The 18,343-nt window shown below is 58.3% G+C and carries 16 protein-coding genes and 3 pseudogenes; 11 read left to right on the plus strand and 8 right to left on the minus strand.

Going from position 1 to position 18,343, the window contains the following annotated elements; all coding sequences use genetic code 11:
* Positions 1 to 20 precede the first annotated feature (20 nt).
* From PQR32_RS32050 to PQR32_RS32060, 3 genes are read right to left on the minus strand one after another with little or no spacing between them, the layout of a single operon-like run.
* Complete coding sequence (locus tag PQR32_RS32050; protein WP_408236661.1) at positions 21 to 986, minus strand: PDR/VanB family oxidoreductase; 966 nt, start codon at positions 984 to 986, stop codon at positions 21 to 23.
* 11 nt (positions 987 to 997) lie between these two features.
* Entirely contained in the window at positions 998 to 1,777 is a 780-nt protein-coding gene (locus tag PQR32_RS32055) for an SDR family NAD(P)-dependent oxidoreductase (RefSeq protein ID WP_408236664.1), read from the minus strand.
* Between the two features lie 60 nt (positions 1,778 to 1,837).
* Positions 1,838 to 3,109 carry a Rieske 2Fe-2S domain-containing protein gene (locus PQR32_RS32060; RefSeq protein WP_408236832.1) on the minus strand — a complete coding sequence of 424 codons (1,272 nt, stop codon included), beginning with the start codon at positions 3,107 to 3,109 and terminating at the stop codon, positions 1,838 to 1,840.
* A 146-nt stretch (positions 3,110 to 3,255) separates the two neighbouring features.
* Here PQR32_RS32060 and PQR32_RS32065 point away from each other — a divergent pair, with 146 nt between their 5' ends.
* Positions 3,256 to 4,014, plus strand: a complete 759-nt coding sequence (locus PQR32_RS32065) for an IclR family transcriptional regulator (protein WP_408236667.1) — start codon at positions 3,256 to 3,258, stop codon at positions 4,012 to 4,014.
* 185 nt (positions 4,015 to 4,199) lie between these two features.
* On the opposite strand, the pseudogene PQR32_RS32070 reads toward PQR32_RS32065, so the two are convergent.
* Positions 4,200 to 4,307 (minus strand): annotated as a pseudogene (locus PQR32_RS32070) (2-hydroxy-6-oxo-6-phenylhexa-2,4-dienoate hydrolase); the annotation flags it as partial.
* Positions 4,308 to 4,380: 73 nt separating this feature from the next.
* Positions 4,381 to 5,298 carry a dienelactone hydrolase family protein gene (locus PQR32_RS32075; RefSeq protein ID WP_408236670.1) on the minus strand — a complete coding sequence of 306 codons (918 nt, stop codon included), beginning with the start codon at positions 5,296 to 5,298 and terminating at the stop codon, positions 4,381 to 4,383.
* Positions 5,299 to 5,865: 567 nt separating this feature from the next.
* Between PQR32_RS32075 and PQR32_RS32080 the strand changes: the two genes are divergently transcribed.
* Positions 5,866 to 6,669 (plus strand): tetratricopeptide repeat protein, encoded by an 804-nt coding sequence (locus tag PQR32_RS32080; protein WP_408236673.1) that lies wholly within the window; start codon positions 5,866 to 5,868, stop codon positions 6,667 to 6,669.
* 52 nt (positions 6,670 to 6,721) lie between these two features.
* Here PQR32_RS32080 and PQR32_RS32085 read toward each other — a convergent pair whose 3' ends face one another.
* On the minus strand, positions 6,722 to 7,066 hold the full coding sequence (locus tag PQR32_RS32085; RefSeq protein ID WP_408236676.1) for a hypothetical protein: 345 nt from the start codon (positions 7,064 to 7,066) through the stop codon (positions 6,722 to 6,724).
* Between the two features lie 258 nt (positions 7,067 to 7,324).
* Between PQR32_RS32085 and PQR32_RS32090 the strand changes: the two genes are divergently transcribed.
* Entirely contained in the window at positions 7,325 to 7,702 is a 378-nt protein-coding gene (locus tag PQR32_RS32090; RefSeq protein ID WP_408236679.1) for a DUF2442 domain-containing protein, read from the plus strand.
* A gap of 236 nt (positions 7,703 to 7,938) precedes the next feature.
* Positions 7,939 to 8,427: a diguanylate cyclase gene (locus PQR32_RS32095; RefSeq protein WP_408236682.1), complete on the plus strand. Its 489-nt coding sequence runs from the start codon at positions 7,939 to 7,941 to the stop codon at positions 8,425 to 8,427.
* 233 nt (positions 8,428 to 8,660) lie between these two features.
* Here the strand turns inward: PQR32_RS32095 and PQR32_RS32100 are convergent, their stop codons facing one another.
* A complete protein-coding gene (locus PQR32_RS32100; protein ID WP_408236685.1) occupies positions 8,661 to 9,968 on the minus strand; it encodes a tryptophan leader peptide in 1,308 nt (435 codons plus the stop codon).
* A 726-nt stretch (positions 9,969 to 10,694) separates the two neighbouring features.
* Here PQR32_RS32100 and PQR32_RS32105 point away from each other — a divergent pair.
* The 7 genes and pseudogenes from PQR32_RS32105 (at position 10,695) to PQR32_RS32135 (ending at position 17,282) form a co-directional block, all read left to right on the plus strand.
* Positions 10,695 to 11,009, plus strand: coding sequence for a hypothetical protein (locus PQR32_RS32105; protein ID WP_408236688.1), 315 nt, complete (start codon positions 10,695 to 10,697; stop codon positions 11,007 to 11,009).
* A gap of 101 nt (positions 11,010 to 11,110) precedes the next feature.
* Positions 11,111 to 11,333 (plus strand): annotated as a pseudogene (locus tag PQR32_RS32110) (SOS response-associated peptidase family protein); the annotation flags it as partial.
* A 1,427-nt stretch (positions 11,334 to 12,760) separates the two neighbouring features.
* Positions 12,761 to 13,189 carry a hypothetical protein gene (locus PQR32_RS32115; RefSeq protein WP_408236690.1) on the plus strand — a complete coding sequence of 143 codons (429 nt, stop codon included), beginning with the start codon at positions 12,761 to 12,763 and terminating at the stop codon, positions 13,187 to 13,189.
* Positions 13,190 to 13,572: 383 nt separating this feature from the next.
* A complete protein-coding gene (locus PQR32_RS32120) occupies positions 13,573 to 14,031 on the plus strand; it encodes a hypothetical protein (RefSeq protein ID WP_408236693.1) in 459 nt (152 codons plus the stop codon).
* A 306-nt stretch (positions 14,032 to 14,337) separates the two neighbouring features.
* A pseudogene (locus PQR32_RS32125) lies at positions 14,338 to 14,520 on the plus strand (hypothetical protein); the annotation flags it as partial.
* 935 nt (positions 14,521 to 15,455) lie between these two features.
* Complete coding sequence (locus PQR32_RS32130; protein WP_408236696.1) at positions 15,456 to 15,824, plus strand: hypothetical protein; 369 nt, start codon at positions 15,456 to 15,458, stop codon at positions 15,822 to 15,824.
* Between the two features lie 519 nt (positions 15,825 to 16,343).
* On the plus strand, positions 16,344 to 17,282 hold the full coding sequence (locus PQR32_RS32135; protein WP_408236699.1) for a hypothetical protein: 939 nt from the start codon (positions 16,344 to 16,346) through the stop codon (positions 17,280 to 17,282).
* Positions 17,283 to 17,537: 255 nt separating this feature from the next.
* Here the strand turns inward: PQR32_RS32135 and PQR32_RS32140 are convergent, their stop codons facing one another.
* On the minus strand, positions 17,538 to 18,275 hold the full coding sequence (locus PQR32_RS32140; protein WP_408236702.1) for a hypothetical protein: 738 nt from the start codon (positions 18,273 to 18,275) through the stop codon (positions 17,538 to 17,540).
* Between the last annotated feature and the right edge of the window lie 68 nt (positions 18,276 to 18,343).

The raw sequence follows: 18,343 nt of genomic DNA on the forward strand, positions 1-18,343 counted from the left end.
GTATTGCGGGGATTGCAGCGTTAAAGGTCCAGCACGAGCCTCCCGGATTTCGAGCGTGAGCAACACGGCAGGAACCGGTCGTTGCGTGCCTGCTCCTCCGGAGACAGGAACAGGTCCCGATGGTCTGGCTCCCCGTCGAGTACGCGAGTGAGGCAGGTTCCACAGATGCCCTGCTCGCACGAAACTGGAACATCAACTCCAGCATCCGCAAGGGCCTGCGTCACTGTGCGGTCTGCGGGAATCGCCACCGTTTTCCCTGTGCGTGCGAGGGACACTTCAAACCTCTCATCGGACGACGTGTCGATGGCGGGGGCCGAAAAGAACTCGTAATGCAGCCGATTTTCCGGCCAGCGCTCTGCGCGCGCCGCATCCAGCACCGCGTTCATGAAGCCTTGCGGGCCGCAGACGTAAAGGTGCGTATTGGAGCCTGGCTCTTTAAGCAGGCAATCCAGGTTGAGTCGCTGTTGCTCGTTTTCGTCGTCAAAGTGGTACTGCACCCGATCGGACCAGGGTTCGTTCGCAAGTCGCTCTACGAATGCTGCTCGTGAACGTGAGCGCGCACAGTAATGCAGTTCGAAGTCTCCGCCTGCCCGGTCAAGGTGCTGGGCCATGCAAAGTAGCGGCGTGAGTCCGATGCCCCCGGCTAGCAGGAGATGCGTAGCTGGACCGGGCGCGAGCGCAAAGTGATTCCGAGGCATGCTAACTCGCAGTTCCGCTCCTTCATGGACTGCTTCGTGCATGCGTGCGGAACCACCCCGAGACTGAGGCTCACGCAACACGGCAATCTGGTAACGAGTCCGCTCGTGAGGCGCGCTGCAAAGCGAGTATTGCCGCACATGTCCCGTAGGCAAGTGGACATCAATGTGTGAACCGGCATCGAACGCGGGCAAATCGCGACCGTCGAGGCTCACGAGTTCGAAACTGACGATGGCATCAGCCTCGACATTTCGTCGCGCAACGCGAAGGGTCATTGTGGAATCGTTCATCGCTCTTACCGTCACATAATCGATAGACCGCCGTCGACCATCAGCGTGGTGCCGGTGATAAACGACGCCTCGTCGCTCGCAAGCCAGAGAATTGGCCATGCGACTTCCTCCGGAGATGCCCATCGACCTATCAACGACGTGTCCTGCCTTTGTGTCCTGAGCACCTCCACGCTCTTTCCGGCTGCGTTTGCACGATTGACGTGGAAGTCGGTGAGCGTCGAGCCCGGGCAAATGGCGTTCACGCGGACGCCCTGGTCCGCTTCCTCAAATGCGAGAGTACGCGTCATTGCGAGCATGCCGGCCTTGGTCGCGTCATACAGACCCATGCCTTTGCGACCCGTCACCGCGTAGCAGGACGACACGTTGACGATGCTCCCAGCGCCCGCAGCTCGCAGACGCGGCAGCGCGGCCTTGCAGTAATTCGATGTTCCCACCAGATTCACCGACACCATGCTTTGCCATTCTTCCGGCGTCGCATCGGCGAGCGTGCTGTAGTTACGCATCGCGGCATTGTTGACGAGCACGTCAAGTCGGCCGAACGTACGCGTGGCGAGTTCGACTGCTGCAGTCGCCTGGTCAGCGCTCGCCACGTCAGCGACATACGTTTGAACCCTTGCTTCGGAGTTGCGGCTGAGCAGGTCGTCGCAAACCTTGGCGAGCGCTTGTGCATTCGCGTCCACGAGGACAACTGCTGCGCCTTCGTCGCAGAATATGCGTGCAGTCGCGGCCCCGATGCCACCTCCGCCGCCTGTAATCAGCGCGACCTTGTCTCTAAGTCTTAAACCTTGCATCTGATGCCGGCGTGACGCCGGCCTCCTTTGATAGACATGAATGACGGACGTTGTGCTCGCTCAGATGGAGTAAATCGGCTGGCCTTTCCCGTCCGCGAGGTGAATAACAGCCCACTCTTGCGGCTTCTGGTCGCGCGGAAGCAATGCGCCCGCAGCACGCACCCGCTGCTGGTCGGCATCGATAGCGGGAGGTTGGGACTCGTCCGTCAGTGCGGTGGCGGCCTCGTACAGCATGCGTCGAGCCATTACGATGGCGCGGTCCGTCGGAAGCAATTTCTCTTTGCTGTGGTCCTGGATAGTCCCCATGCTTTCTTGCAACGATGCGTCTTGCATCGCGAAGCCAAAGACGCCCGAGTACGCGCGCTTGTCCTTCTGTGCCTGACGGTCAATGAGGTAGTCGTTGTCTTTGTTGGCCTTCGGACGAAACGTTCCCGGTTCGTATTCGCAGTGAATGCCTTTGCCCGCATTCAGGTCGTTCATTTCTTCCTCGGACAACGGACGGTCCGGTCGGAAATTGATGCTCCATGACCAGCAGTTGTGGTCGTCAATCGGCACCCAGACGTGGCCTGCCAACGAGTGGTCGCCAAACGGAGGAATCAGCGTGTACCACGGGAAGAGCCACTGGGTGATGCGCCAGTAGAATGAGTTCGGCTCTCCATTGCGTCGTCCAAAGAGCGTGAGCCCGAACGGCTGCTTCTCGATTTCGAAAATAACGTTGCCGTCGGCCTTGATGTACTCGAGCGCCTTGGTGCCCTGATGCATCGGGTCTTCATCGACTTCATAACGATGCACGTACGACACGTGGCTCGTGTCGATGCCGCCTTCCATCGCCTGAAGATAGTTCGACTCCTGCAGGCGCTTGGACACAAAAACGTGGTCCGCCGGCAGATTGCACCATTCGAGGTCTGGTGGTGCCGGCTGCTTGTCCTTGGGCCCCATGTAGGCCCAGACAATGCCGGCGCGCTCGATACACGGGTAAGCCGTGATGCTCATGTGTTTGCACGCCTGCGGCGCCGACGGCACTTCCACGCAGTTCCCGTTTCGGTCGAACTTGAGACCGTGATACGAGCACCGGATGCCGTTTTCCTCGTTGCGGCCGAAATACAGCGACACCCCACGATGCGAACAGAACTCGTCAATCAGTGCCGCATTGCCGTCTGAGTCGCGAAACGCGAGCAGCTTTTCGCCGAGGATTTGTACCCGCACGGGCGGGCAGTCTGGCTCGGCGACTTCGCTCGCCAGCAGAATCGGCACCCAATAGCGCCGCATCAGGTTGCCCATTGCGGTGCCCGGTCCGGTGCGCACCAGTGTTTCCGACATGTTCTTGTCCATGCTTAACTCCAAATCGTTCGTGAATGTGTCCGTCTGATGAGACTGTAATTTCATTCTACGGACAGGCGGCGTAAACTTCAAGCATGGGGAGATAGGGGATTTCTCTACAATGGCGCAGACGGCATCGCCCAAAGGGATAAGGAAAAATGGAAGAAAAGAAGGCGCACGAGAGCGTTCGCGCGGTCGAGCGGGCGTTGGAGATACTTTTGGCGTTCAAAGCTGGGGACAAATCGCTGACGGTTGCTGAACTACTCACTCGAGTGAATCTCAGCCGTCCAACTCTGTATCGGCTACTTAATACGTTGGAGCAGGCAGGGTTTCTTTCCTCGTCGGGTGAACCGCAGCGGTTCCAGCTGGGTAGGTCGGTTGCACAGTTAGCTCACGTTTGGCTGAGTGACAACCGAATCGCGGAGCTCGCTCAACCGGTGCTTCGAAATCTTTGGGAAGCCACGTCGGAGACCGTCGCTCTGTTCGTTCCCGACGACACGTATCGAATTTGCGTCGCCGAGTTAGAGAGCAATCAGCCACTCAGCTTCCGACGCGGCGTCGGCTATCGCGAGAAGCTCGTGCGCGGGGCGAGTGGGCGCACGATTCTTTCGCAGATGCGCCTCACGCCCGACGAACTGCGGCGCTATCTTGTTGACCCCGACCAGGATGTGTCGACGCTAATGAGTGATTTCGAGCACATCCGCACCAAGGGGTTCGGCACGAGTCAACACGAACTGATTGAGGGTGCAGTCGCTGTGGCAGCGCCATTCTTCAATGGCGCGAATCAGGTTGCGGGTTCGCTTTGTATTTTTGGTCCCAGCGTCCGCGTCAACGAGCAGCGTGTTGCTTTTTTCGGTGAACTGCTCAAGCAGGCGACTGGCAACCTATCGCGACTGCTTGGACAGCATAAGCCTTGAACCTTAGATATTCGAACGTGGTGTCGACCCCTGAGTGCATGTCTGTGTCGAGTGAAGCTATGCGCCTTTCGCTTAAGTTAAAAGACACCAGACAGCGCCGGGCGGACTGCTGCTACGAGGCCCACCGACTGCTCGGTGGACGCCCAACTAGACCCCAGTGCCTTAGTCCACGCGCGACCGTTCCGTCAGTGCGCAAGGAAGTCAAGCACCATGCGATTGAACTTGTCGGCGTGTTCCCACTGCGCCCAGTGTCCGCAACGGTTGAAAATATGGAACTCGGCGTTCGGCATGCCTCATAAACATGCTCGCGCTCACAATATTGACTTCTAGATTTTGCGGCCTCGGTGAGACTTCGGAGCACTTTGCTCACGAAGGGGGCCGTTCAGGTTTGAGGATGCTCATCACAAAGTCGTTGACGGCTTGCCTCGCCGCCTTTGTGGCTTCGTCGTCAAAGGCAACGGTCGGGCCATATTCGACGCAGGGGTCACTCAGGGCGAACGGTTGCTTCGTTTTGGCATTCACGATTTGTCCGTTCTCCGCTTCCACCAGCTGACAGTTCCTTGTCGTTGGCGCCTGCTGAAGCTTCGTCGGTTGCCTGAACGAACGGGAGTCGAACAGGTGTTGTGCCCCTGGGTACTCAGTGAGTTGTACGTTCTTGCCGCTTGCCTTCAATCTTTCGACGTAGGCGCGGCATGCAGCGACCGGCAATAAATCGTCGGCACTTCCGTAGAAGATGCGGACCGGCTTGGTGGTGATATCGGTCTCGTCCCGGAAGGTGACGTCACAACCAGGGTAGAAGGCTATATACCCCGCGAATTCTGCATTCGTAGCCGGACCATGCATGCGCTGCCATCGCTTCAAACTAGCGTAAAGCGCGGCTTTGCCTCCGCGGGAGAATCCCATAAGCACGACTCTCGTCGGGTCGATTCTAGGGTGCTTTTGCAGTAGTGCGAGCGCGCGGTATGCGTCCTCGGACTGTGCGAGCAAGCCCAGCTCTCCGCGGTTATTGAGCAAGTTGACAATGCCGCGACCGGAAAAGCTGTCCACGACAAAAGTGGCGATGCCCAGTCCCAGTAGGTCCTGCTCCCAGTCGACGATGTTTGACCCTATGCCTCCTGCGGGGTGGAGGATGATAACGAGCGGGAGCCGGTCAGTGCCGGCACGCGGCAGGCGCAATTCTCCCGCCACCGTAACAAGCGTTCCGTCTTCTCGGCCACTGAGGAACGCCTGGTCAGTCAACGTGAGTGTTTGAAAAGGGATAACCTCCACGCGCGATACCGGCATTGTCGCCACTGGTGTGGCTATGGGCCCGGTCGACGTCGGAAGCGTCGCCGTGCTTCCTCCACAGCCAGAGAGTACTAAGGCCGTGACGGACGGTAGCGTATGGAAAATCCGAGTGACGAAGACGTGTCTCATGGTTGCTCCTTGGGCGGTAGCTCGGATGCCTGCCGTCGGCTCGCGACACCAGCGACGCTATACCGGAATACAAGGATGGCTGGCTCGAATGCGTTGCACACGCAAACCTGGAAGTACGTTGCGTACCCCTACGGCAGTTGGACTCGAAGAGCGCGAGAGGCCGCGAGGGCTACCCGTTCTGAGAGGTCTTTTTGTAGCTGCCACTGCACCTGTGGGCAAGTACGACTTCGAGCCCCCGAGGCGGCGCGCCTTACCGTTCGTAACGTAGGGCAAGGCTGGGGTGAGTGCTAGGGAGCTTCCGACGTTATGTGCGGTAGCGCACATAACGAGTGCCTTCGGAGTCGGCCCTGGCGACAAGAACAACGCCACCGCGTGCTTCCTCACCAAGCTGGCATCAATCATGCGCAAAGCCCAGTGCCCCTAGCGGCACGCTGGATGCCAATCTCAACCGCGCGCGTCGGCGGCAGCCGTTGGCGCCCCACGAGTGATTCGTCTTCGGATGACCGTCAGTCCTTGCAAATTTCGCGCTACCATCGACGGGAGTATCGCGTGCTGTATTTGCGCACAGCATTCCAGCTGCAATCCGCGAACATCGCTTCGCGCAAGATTCTGCGCGCCCTCGCCAAGCTGAAGGCCGACCTGCCAGAAGAACTGCCGCTTTCCGGCATCCGCATCACGGCGGTCGGTGACACTGTGGCTGTCAAGACTGGACGGGCGCAATGGGACGCGGCCTCAGGCCAGCATCTGCTCGATTTCGAAGTCGCGCCCATTCAGGGCGATGTTGCGTTCCTTGACACAGCGCCACGAAATCTGAAAAGCCGGGAGCACCAAGCCGAGGAGTGGTTTGCACCCGGAGAACAGTTCACTCACACCGACGTTGTCGGGGCGGAGCAGGCTTACCGGAAGGCGCTCGAGCTAGCACCCAAGCCGCACTACCATGCATATACGAACCTGGGTGTGTTGCTATGCGAGGCCGAAACGCGTTGTGAAGAGGCGCTGTCCGTGTTTGACCAAGCACTGAAGCATTTTCCGGACGACGCACATCTGCACTTCAATCGCGCCGTCGTCCTCGAAGAACTCAAACGCTACGATGTGGCGGTAGAAGCGTACGAGCGATGCATCGAACTCGACTCGGCGCATGCTGACGCTCACTTCAATCTCGCCCGGCTAAGCGAGATACGCGGCGACAAACAGGGGCTCTTAAGGCACCTAAGTGCATACCGCAGGCTCATTGGTTGATGGCGGCCGTTGCGTGAAAGCAGTTGCTACGAGCGCTTGAACTCGAACGTATTCAGAGTGCGTCGTGGCAAAGCGCCATCATCCTCTGGACCATTGTGCTTGACCCGTTGAGTTCCGTCTCGCTGGTGAAGAGAGCGTTTACGCTGGACAGCCGGACCGCGACGCCTGCCTCCAGCAAGTCCTTGCTGGCAATCTTCAGAGCGAGTTGACCGATGCGGACCCTGTCCAGCCAGTCCATCTTCAGCCCATTTTTCCTGAGCCATCGACGGCAGCACTCAACAATATGGTCCACTCGCCATTCGTTGGTCAGCGCGTAGGATGCAGCTGCAATCGCCACCAGGAAACATAGCAAGTCGGGTCGCGCACTTTCGGGCTCGTCAAATTCAGGTTTGGTCATGTCTATCGGCTTGCCCGCTGCAGTTAAGCAAGGCCAACACATGTGGGCGAAGACACACGAATCAACAGGGTCGTCATTCGACCCTGTTTTAAGACCACCGGCATGATTGCTAGGACCTGGTTGGGACAGCGATGAAGGGGGGCTATTGCCGCGCGGCAACTGCCTTCGCACTTTCAGCAACGGCCGCAAGGAGCGTTGGCGAGGCTCCTCGCCCCTTCGACCTGGACATGGATACCAATTTGTGCGGAAGTTAGCGCAATGGGTCTGGGCCGCGACATGGTCTTGAAAAATGAAGAGCTGAATCACTTTAGTCGCGGCGCCGCTTTCCGGCATTCTTTCTTGTTTGGCGTCTCGCGGCGACCTATCTTTAAGTTGCTTCTCATTCAGGAGACGGCCATGGACAGCGGGGCGGTAAGCGTGCATTTCGACAGCGGACGCCTGTTTCTCGACCTGTCCGACGGCCAGGCCGTTGAATTTCCGTTGGGCTGGTTTCCTGCCCTGCAGGCAGCCACAACAGCGGAGCGAGGGTGTTTTGCCATCTCTTTGGACCGCCAGCAGTTGTACTGGCCGGAACTGCATGAAGAGATGGACGTCACCGCTTTGCTGCAGTCCTTGCCAGACCGTACGCGGCACTAGGTCCTGCCTGGTTCCTCTCGGGCGTTCGACGTTTTCCGTCGAACATGGCGTTGCTATTTCTGCATTCTCGACTTGCCGGTTGGTGTTTTCAGGGCGATGTCTGCATGATTCGCCCCGTTTGCGTTATCCCGGTCGCTGGTTGGCAGCACGCTGATTCGCAAAGCGCACGAGCGTTTTGGTGAGCGCGTCGTGAAGCCTTCCGCCGGCCCGAATCCTCACCCGACCGCCAACTCGGGTTGAACGAACTGGCACTTCAATCGCAGCCGGAGTTCTGGAAAGAAGGCCGCAATTTCGTCGGGATTGTCATGGTCGATATCGACGGATACAAGAGCTATAACGACCGATACGGTCATCAGGCTGGCGATGAATGTATGCGCGCGATAGCGCAAGCTATTGCATCCTCGGCGAAACGTCCTGGAGACATAGTCGCGCGCTACGGTGGGGACGAGTTTGCATTGATTCTGAAGGAAACCGACCCGGACGGAGCGCGCGTAGTTTCCGAGCGCATCCGGCAGGCCGTTGAAAGTCTCCAGATTCCACATGTCGCGTCCCCCGCCGGTATTGTCACGGTCAGTTGCGGAGTGGCGGCGCAACAAGTGGACAGTGGCGGAGACAGCCTTAGCCTGGTTGCAACCGCGGATAGAGCGCTATATGCGGCGAAGCGGCGAGGGCGGAACCAGACTTGTGTGGCCGGGGCCGACGACAAAGATGGCCCAGGATTGTGACGCGGACAGTGCATAGCAAACCACGGACAGCGGCCCTCTGTACTTGACGTAGCGAGTGCGGACAAGCATGTTGCCGGGCGCGCAGAGCACCAGCCCTCTGGCGCCGGCAAACTTCAAGGCATTTACTGCTCAGTTTTTTTAGTTGTCCAGTTGGACCGTTACCTTCCCACAAAAAAGCAAGGGTGTCGAATCGGCCCCTTTGCAACATGGAACTCAGACTTCGAGCTGCGAGTTCACGCCGGCACCTGCCCGGGCGTACCGTCAAGAATACGAAGCTTGTCGCCGATGTCGGGAATATTTTGACCGCCCGAGCGGGGCTCGTTGACAAGTCGGTGCGCGGTTGCACGACACTGCGCAAGCGTCTCATGCAATCGTGGTTCGGCCTGAAGGGCGGTCACCACCCTTTCGAGCTCGGATGGGGACTCACTCAGCAGGGCAGGAACGACCTCTTCTGGCGGTATCAGAGAGCCGTTACTTAGAAGCTGTGCGGTCCAGTCGCATCCGTACAGAAGCGCGCGTCGCTCGGCTCTTTGCGCCTCTTCATGGTCCAGTGTGGCAAGGCTGTGCCGGTTCCTGTGAAGGGAAGTGCGCCAGGTCGTGAGGATGTCAGTGCGCAGTCGTTCAATTGCGTCACCGAGTGGCGCGTTCTGCCCACCCGCCGCGAGGCGGCGTTCATCGAGGCGGTCGACGTAGTCCCGATATCCTTCGAGGAACGATTGCCAGTTCAGCGGTAGTTCGGTCGTCTGCGAGAACGAGTTGCTAAGCTCACTAAGCTCGGTGCTGATTTCGTGAAGGGCCTGGCCGTCGGCAAGACGTGCCTCATAGACCTCATGAGCCGTCACCATCTGGCGGTGCAGGGGAAACAATGGATTGCTGTGGCGGCGTTGCAGGTGTCGCTCGGCAGCGCCGGGATGGGCGCTCCATTTCCAGTTGGATAGCGATTTAGCATCAAAGTCGACCGTGTCTATCATCGGTCGGAACACCGCTAGCGCCTCCTCAGTTGCATGGCTAAAGCAGTCGGCGAGCTTGTAGTCATTGCCTTGCAGGCTGGCGCTCGCATTTCCAGCATAAGGCGAGTCGGGTGCGAGTCGGAGGAAGCCTGTGGCCAGAAAGAATTCCATCGGTACCTCTACCGACAGGCCCTCCAGCCGGAACGACCGCGCCTCGGAGGAAATCTCCTCGATAGAATGCGCAAGGCGGTTTTCGAAGTCGAGGAGCGCATCAATGCTGTCGCCGGACGCCTGTTGCGCCGCCTCAGCGAGCAGGCAGAAGGACTCACGTACCATTCGTGCCGCGATGGTGCCGTGCTTCTCGGCAAAGAGCCAGAACCAGAGAGCGAGCTGATATCCTCGAACTCCGTTTCGCAGGACCGGTTCGACGTCTGGCGCGAATATGATGCCAGGCGCGGCCCACCCTGCGAACGGTGCTGCATGGCTGCCTAGGTACATGCCCAGAAGCTGCTTTATGGACTGATTCGCATCGCTAGGCCAGCTGCGCGCCTCATCTTGCCGCTTTTCGGTTTTCCAGAGTTTCCAGGCCATCCTGAACCTCGCAAAGGAATGCGGTATGCGCCCGGCAACGATAGTTGCACACTCGGCCGAGGCCGTAAACCGGCGGCTGCCCTTGTTCGTCCGGGGACAGTTCGACGCAGTCCGCGCGGGGTGAGTGATGCTTGTAGCCGGAACGTGACGATATCCGCATGTGCGCCACCGATGGTTAGACTGATGCCGTCATGAGCAAGGCTTTTTCCGCCCGCTCTCCAGGCCAAAAGAGAGGTCTGCGTCTATTTTTATCGCGCTGACCGCGTACCTCACGCGCGCGGAATCAGGCGGGGCTCTGGAGTAGCGAATGGAAGCCACGCCTCGCCTCGGCAAACCTCAAGAATCCTGCCAATGAACAGGCTGCCCTGAACTTTCCGGGCGGTAAGGCCGAAAACCTCTATCGCGATTTTTCACGTATGGCGCATGGAAATTAGCCCGCCGAAACGGCGGGATAATTCCCTCGAAGCACGCGCCAATCCATACCAGAAAGCCACGAGAGCCGAGAGCCCACGAGCGGCCCGCTGCAATGAAGAACGCGGCGGAGTGTCAGGCATTGCGACGGACCGCCGTGATGGCGGCATTTTCCGGATATCACGCGTTGCGTGAGCGTCCGTTGCCGATTTCGTGGCCTGTTTGCCTTGGCAACGGCGAAGATTCAGCGACGCAAGGCACATCCCTTGCGGTACCTATTCATGTGAGCGGCAGACGCTCGCATGGAGGTGAACCATGAAACATATAACCAAGACGTTTTTCGCTTCAGCTCTCGTGATGGCACTCTCGGCAATTACATACGCACAAGCCGGCAGCAGCGCTGGCGGGCTCCCGACACCCAACGTCGGCGCCGGTTCGATGAAGACCCCGAACGAGACGGGCTACGGTTCTCCCGAGGTCACGGGTGATGTCGACCGCGCGACGCGCAGTAATCCTGCGACGGAGCGTTCCAATAGCGGCAAGACCAATGGTCTGAACAGGGGCACGCGTAGCGGCGCGAACAGCGACGTCAACAGTGGACCGGGCGGCTCAAGCGAAAACGGCCAGTAGTCCACTCGGGTGGGCGCTATTGTCGCGCAACGGCCGTGCGTAAGGACTATGCACGACAGGCTCGCCTTGTGAATGCTCTCACCCACATCTGATAGAGCGAATGCCTGTGGTCACGCTGGTCGGCGCCTGGCGAACCGGTCTTGCTGTCGTTTGCGGCGATAACGGACGAGCCGTCTAAGGAGGTTGCAGCGGCGGGCTATGGACCGATGCATTGTGCCCATGAAAGAGGAGCATATCGACGCATGGCTTATTCCCAACTCGTCGGACTTGGAAGCAATGTACGCGATACTTGATGACAGGGGCCGGCCATACTTTGAGCACCGTGCACCCAAACACAACGGCATTCCACGCGCGAACGCGCGCTGGCGTCGGTGGGCAGGACGTAAAAGCGTTTGCGACCAATACCGTGGCCAGCATGCCGTTGTACTTAAATCTCCGATTGAGCTGCAGCGAACTGCGCGGATAGCGAGAGGTGACTCAACTGGCAGGCAGGATGCACCATGTCGTCTGGAACAACGTCAGACGCTGCGCTTGCTGTCATAAATAACCTGTTGCGGTGCGGAACGTGCCAGGTTGGCCAGCGGCGGGCAGCGCCTCCACCCCAGTCCTGAAAGTTCGCGAATTGCAAAATGCCAAAACTACTGCGCATTTGTCTGATTTTCCTGCTGGCGTTGGTCTATAACTGATTGAGTGACGCAATCTTATTGCCGTTGCGGACCCACGAGGTCATCACGTGCAGACTTCCGTGCGACCCTTCAGCACCTATCTGCCAGCGCTAATCAGCTACATACATATTTAGCGACGCAGCACCCTCATCCACACGGTCGAACTCGGTCGCGGCAGTCTCGCGTCGATTCACCGACAACATTGCTCCGCATTCCCGGAACACGACCGTTTCCGCAGCGCTCTTGCCTTTCACCAATGGTGGAAAGGAGTCCCGCTATTCGGTGGGCGGAAGTGAAAGCCGCAAGTACCCCGAGGTGGTCGTCTGGAAATTTGCTCGCCAAGCGAGGCGTCAAGATGAAAGTACAAGTGATGGTAACGGCAAGTGCGCGCTTCGCCTATTGACGGCAGCCGGTGCCGCGTATGCACAGGACGCGCAGCAAACTCCGTGTGCGCAAATGAGTCAGTCGGCAGAACAGCAGGGTGCGGCGCCGACAGAGGAACAGGTGCGTGACACCTCGGTAAGTGGCATGCGGATGTCCAGAACGCAAACGGGCGGGCGAACACTATACGGTGCGCCCTGTATTGCGGGGCGTTCTGCGATATTTATCACGGAAATTAACCGGGCCGCCGTGCCTGGTGCCGACGAGAAAGAGGTGACGAGATGAAAGTGCAACTTTTCGCTGTAATCAGTGCGGTATCGCTGCTCGCTGCGGGAGCCGCCCATTCGCAGGACATGCAACCTTCGGGTACCGCCGGCCCGTCAGCTTCCCAGCCGCCCATGACGACTGCCCAGCCGGCCACGACTATGGACCGCGGCCCTGACCTGGGATACGGACCCCAGCCCGGCGGAAGCAGCGGCAGCGGCAGAGCCAGAAACGGTGCCCCGTGCGTGGTGGGCCTGTCCTGCGATATCTATCAGGGCAGCTAGCCTGCATGAATTTTCATGGCCAATCGACGGCGCCCGTTTACCTACATCGATAGATAACTGGGCCTCCGCAGCTGCCGGTGGGCAACGGCGAATGTACCGCTTGCCGTCCCGGCCGCCAACCAAAACAGTGATGCAAGCTCATGGCGGAGGTGCGTATATGGAAACATGGCTAGACAACTATTTTGACAATCCTCAGCAGGTGGGGATGCGGCTGGCAGCAATGACAGCGACGTTCGGGCATGAACTGGACGAGCCGCAGTTCCTCTTCTACCTCCAGGCGAACATGAGTTATCACCCTCGGCAAGCGCGTCGAGGGCCACCTTGGATACTACTGGCACCGCGCTATGCGACTCAAAGCATACAGGTGGAAAAGAAGATTGATCTCGTGAACAGCGGGTTCGAATTGTCGAACCTCATTGAGCGTGTTGAAATTGTTCGAAACTTCGGTAGTGGCTATCTCGTGAAGGTGGGCATCCAAGGCAGCCCACGGGTCTTTGTGCCCAATTTGGCGACCGACATGCGACTGTCCGGACTCGACGAGGGCGCATGGCATTATGACATTGTCATCAGCGGACCGTTTGCGTAGCGGAGCACTGCTGCGCTTCATACAGTGGGACGCGCTGGTAAGGGCTTCTAGCGGCGGTCGAGTGACTGTGCGCCCGGAAAACAAATTCCTGGTCACGCGAGTACTGTCCAAACCTTCTCAGACAAGCACCCATAAAGTTGGCGCGCCATGACAGCACCGCATTGCTCACAACGATAATGTTCGATAGCTGTCACGCCCTTGCATGGGCCTACCCCAGCGCGCGGATTAGAAGTTCGCGCACCTGTCGCTTTTCGAGTGAGGTTACTAAAATGGCAAACGACTCTGCGGCTTCTCCAATATCAATCTGTGGATGCTTACCCGCGTGACCAAATGCTCGTAGAGTCGTCGTTGTGATAAAAGTCCTTGCTCCGTTAACGTAAGGGGTGGACGAAACGCAAATACTGACGTTTTACGCGAATTCGCGCGGCGAATGGGTAGGCGAACTGTTCGACGACGAAGCGCGACTTCTCGCGACGACGCATCCCGCAACGATTGCCGCTGCCATCTTCGCGATGGGCGAGTGCAGCCTCCGCGTCGAGACGTACGAAGGCAGCTTCACGATGCAATTTCCGTTCGACATTGACGAGATGGACCCCTTGGGGGACCTGATGGAAGACGAGAAAATGGGCAAATGGATGAGTCTGTTCTGCTACTTCTCACACTTTGATTTCGCCAGTACTCTGCCTTACGATTCTCGTCCGGATATTCACTTCCACACGGCGGTCCACCACCTGCCGCAGAGACTCGTGAAGGTGCATCCATCGGGACCGAAGCCGATGGATTTCGAAAGCTGCTGGAAGAACGGATTCAGTCCATCTACTATCCGCGGCGTAAGGGGCTGAACAAAGCGCGCGGTAGTAATAACGGGTGACATTGAGTGATGCATTATGCCTTCCCAAACCCACTCATCCGCTCTCATGATGGAATCTCCATTAGAAGAATCATGCGGGGCAATTCTTTCGTTTAGGCGAAAGCATCGCTAGTTGCCCGAGCCTCGATTTCGAACGGCACGACTGCGCGGCGTGGCTGAAGGACCGCACCAAATTCCTGATTGCAGGCGGCGCTGAAGCGACTGTTGCGGCGAACGCAGGTACTGCGAGCAAGGCAAAGGGTGCGGTCAAGACGGCGGCGCCGAAGACCGATGGCGTGAGATTCGTGTGCCGCGGCCGCAGTTGCAAGAGGCTGACAAGACAGGCTGCAACTGGAACATGACCCACTTCGGCAACGCGGTCGGCTTTGAGCGCGACATCGAGGGCATCCTCAAGGCCGTGCGTGCGGAATACAACCTTAACACCGAAGTGAAAGAGACCGGCAACCCGTTTGGGGGTTAACCGAGAAAGACATCGATTCGTTGTTCATTCCTGATGGCTTGACTAATGATGCGCTTACCTTAAATGGCCTACCTTGCAACGCCCCGTCGCAGATATTCCTTACTTTGAAGCCTATGCTTTCTACCAGCATCGACATGGCCGCATGTTGCTCAAAATTTGCCGACAACCGACGAATGTAACTTTGGATGCAACCCTGCGCGCCATGCTCTGACATTGCCGGCAAGTCGGCCGCTGAGCCTCTGCACCAGGACCGCACGCTTAAGGGTGTAGGCGCAGTCAAAGGCGAGCGGCGAGAAGAGCACTACCGATTGGGACACATGCCAAATGCTCGAGCTTGTCGAGGACCGAGCCAAGGTCCACCCCATCAATTCGTTTGCGCACCGGTCAACATCACGTCAATGACATAGCCACCGCACTGCACGCAACAGAAGCCACATGGCAGCTCTGGAGTCGTCAACTTGAGGGTCATAATGGCAACCCGCGTTTTTGCCCTTGTGAATCGGAAAGATGGGTGTTGAGAGTTTAGGCGCGCGGAATAATGAATTCGCTTATCTCTGTTCGAACATCATTCGTCGATTTCGATAAACGAGATATTCGGAAAACTAGAAAATTAAATTCACCACAAGTGAACCCTGCTATCAGGGTGTTCGATGGTACTGTTGTTGCCGTGTACCCGTCCTTGGAACTCGTGCGGCTTGACCGGCAGCAAAGGGTTGGGTATCGACCGCCAAGGATACTCGAACCCGATTGCACTCCGTGCGCCAGGCCACATAACCGCCTCGCACGGCCGCGTATATTCAGAATGTCACAAGAGAGCGCCTGTTCTAAGCAAACTCCCGTCTGCCACGCCGCGACGTCAAATCATCGCACTCCCGTCGGTTCGGTTGCGCCGTCAACGAGCGTAATCTGTAACACCGCTCTTCTCGAGGCTTGAAATGAACAAGCTGCTCGTCACTCTGCTTCTTATCCCCGCTGTCACGGCTTTTGCGCAGGGAACGGCATTCCCCGACGGCGCCACGACACCCAGCGCGGCTGACATCCAGCAACGCCTCGCCGGAAAGGCATTCGACATCAAACTTGCAGACGGCAGCATGTGGCATGTCCAATACGGCAACGGAAGCGACTACGATTTCAAGTCGAGCAAGGGATTTGCCGACCACGGCGACTGGAAAGCAGAGGACGGCAAGGTCTGCAGCAAGGGCAGCAAGATCCCCTACGCCTGCAACGAGGTGCGCATGAAGGGCGACGACCTTTACCTCAAGCGCGATAGCGGTGAGATCGTGCAATTTATCGAGGCGCATTAAACGCAGTTGCGGATAACGGACGGTCCGGCCACCGTCTGGCGCGCCGCTGGCAAGGGCCGTAGGCTCGTTGTTGACCCCAACGGCACAGCGCTACTCGTTGACCAATACTTTGGTGCGCAAGTGACGTTCTAGCGGTCTGGAGAAGTACCCCCTTGCGTGCGCGACATCCGCGTCAGCGACTGGGCTCCTGGGACGTGAAAGAGCAAAGACCGGGATCCTCTCCGCCCTGCAATCAGCTTAAGTCCGCGGTGGCCTGTTGCCAGAACTTCAGACCGTCCAGAACCTGGTCCGGGTGTGACGAGTGAGCGCGATAGCCGGTCCAAACTGGCGCCGGTTTTGCTGCGGTCTGTGCGGTAGGTAACAGTGCGTCTGGAAAAACGTCACCATCGCGAGCGTGAGGGCTGATAGCCTGCTGAAAGACTTTCCTCGGGAACACGTCAGATTCATGGCGTGGACGAGGTGCTTTTTTTCCGACACGCGGGGCCGGCCGTGAAGACAAGGTTAATAGCTGTCACTGTCATGACCGCGCTCTCGCTCGTGGCCTGCTCGAAATCCGACGAGCCGTTGAGCGGCGCGACTGGTAGCGACACTGTGCTGCGCGAGCGCATAATCGGGCTTTGGCATTTGAAAAAGGACGGAGACAGCTACTACATGGATTTAACGCCGTCCTCTGACTTCAAAATGACACTCGTCAGCGATGGGACCAGCTTGGTTTTGCGAGGAACCTGGAAGGTAGCCCAAGGACGGTTGCTGATTGATACGCTCGCCGCGCCTGAAGTCGAGGTCAAAGCCAATCACGATGACGAAGCCATTACCTCGCTGAGCAAGACCTCGCTCACGTTGGCCAATAGTGACCCCAAGGAAGCCCCGACCGTATACGAGCGTGTCACTCAGATTGCGGCCGAGGACGACAAACCGTTGGTTAGTCAGCAAGCGAGTGCGTCAGCGCCGCAAGTGAAGGCGCAAGCACAGGCGGTGGCCCCGGCCCCTGCTGCGGCCGAGCCTGCCGTTCATCTCCTTCTCCAGCAATCGCATTACGTTCCGGAGAAGCAACGCGTGGTCATCCCGTTGCACATCAGCAAGGACGTGAACGTCAAGATTTCCCTTAGAATCGACCAGCAGGTACCCATCGACCTGGTCATCGTCCCCTTCAAGGTGACCGACGTCGGTTACGACAACCTCCTTAACGGTGTTGCGTTCCACGAGGCGCAGAAATCTCTGTACGAGATGTTTGGCGATGACAGCGTTTACGGAAAGCCATCAAAAAAGGATTTCTCCGAAGCGGACCTTTTCCTGTGGCCTGGAGCAAAGAAGGGCGCTTATGGCGAATTCGAGTCGGACTGGGGCGAGTATCCCGCTTCGGACTACACCATCATCCTTGATAACTCCGGCGAAATTACGCCGTCGCGAGGCGACGCCCCGGTGCAGATAGCGGTGTGGGCGGCAGACATCAAGTAGGTAACAGGCTCGTGTGTAGCCCGGCTACTCTTTACACCTCTATTTGGCTGCTTCACCGCGTGCTCTCCGACTGCGGCTGCTTTTTGTCTGTCCGAGTGTGTACGGCCTGGTACCCCAATCACCCAAGGCCCAGCACTCGTAGCACGGCATCACGAATTTCATCGGTGTGAAGTGGCGAGTGTTCCACAAGCGGCTAAACGGAATCACGAACGACAAGACACAGAATATGACCCTCGCCGAAACAAAAGCCATTCTTCAGCAGGTTAGGAGATGGGCCTGACCTCGCGACCGGCCAACCAGAGAAGAACGGGAATCCAGGTCCTTGCCTTCAAGGTCCGGCCGCTTGTTACGCGCGAAGACATCGAACAGTAGCGGAGAGCCGCCATATTCGGCACAGAAGTCTCGCGCGCGCCGTTGAATCGAGCGATAGCTTTGCTGGACTTCGTCCTCGCTTTGCAGCAAGTTGTACTCTGAAAGTTTCTTGTGCAGGTCGTGGAGCACGGCCAACGTCGGCGCGTTCAGCACCACGTGTCCGTTGGCAAGAATCGCCTCGAGTACGTGCGGCCGCTTATTGCATTTGACGCGCAACGCCTTGATGAAACTGTTGGCCAGCCGCGAAGCTTGCAGAAACGGCAGGGGCGGGAATTCGATTTGATGGGTCTTGCCGCGCGTTTCGGACATGCGTTTCTTTGACCAATGGGCGCGGATATCTCGCACCATTTCGGCCTGCCATACGTCGAACGCGGCACGGTCGCTCAGATTCGCGGCATCAAAGTATCCCGGCGCGAGTTGCTTCGCGAACTGCCGGTCGGCCCATTCGTTGAACACTGACAGTGGGCCATACGGATCGCCGGTGTATCCTGTCGCGACTCCCCGGGCGCTCCGGGTGTCGACCCCGGCGTGTGTCTCTTCCTTAGCGTGACGGAGCCATCTTTCGGCCTCGCCAAGGTACTGCTGGTATTCCGCTGCAAGTGCGGCGTTGTCTGCATGCATAGGCTTCTCGTGTCTTGGTGAGGGGGCGCGCGTCTGCCCACGCGGTGATTCGAAAAGGTGCTAACGAA

The sequence above is a fragment of the Paraburkholderia dipogonis genome (assembly GCF_046027395.1).
GTDB classification, from domain to species: domain Bacteria; phylum Pseudomonadota; class Gammaproteobacteria; order Burkholderiales; family Burkholderiaceae; genus Paraburkholderia; species Paraburkholderia dipogonis_A.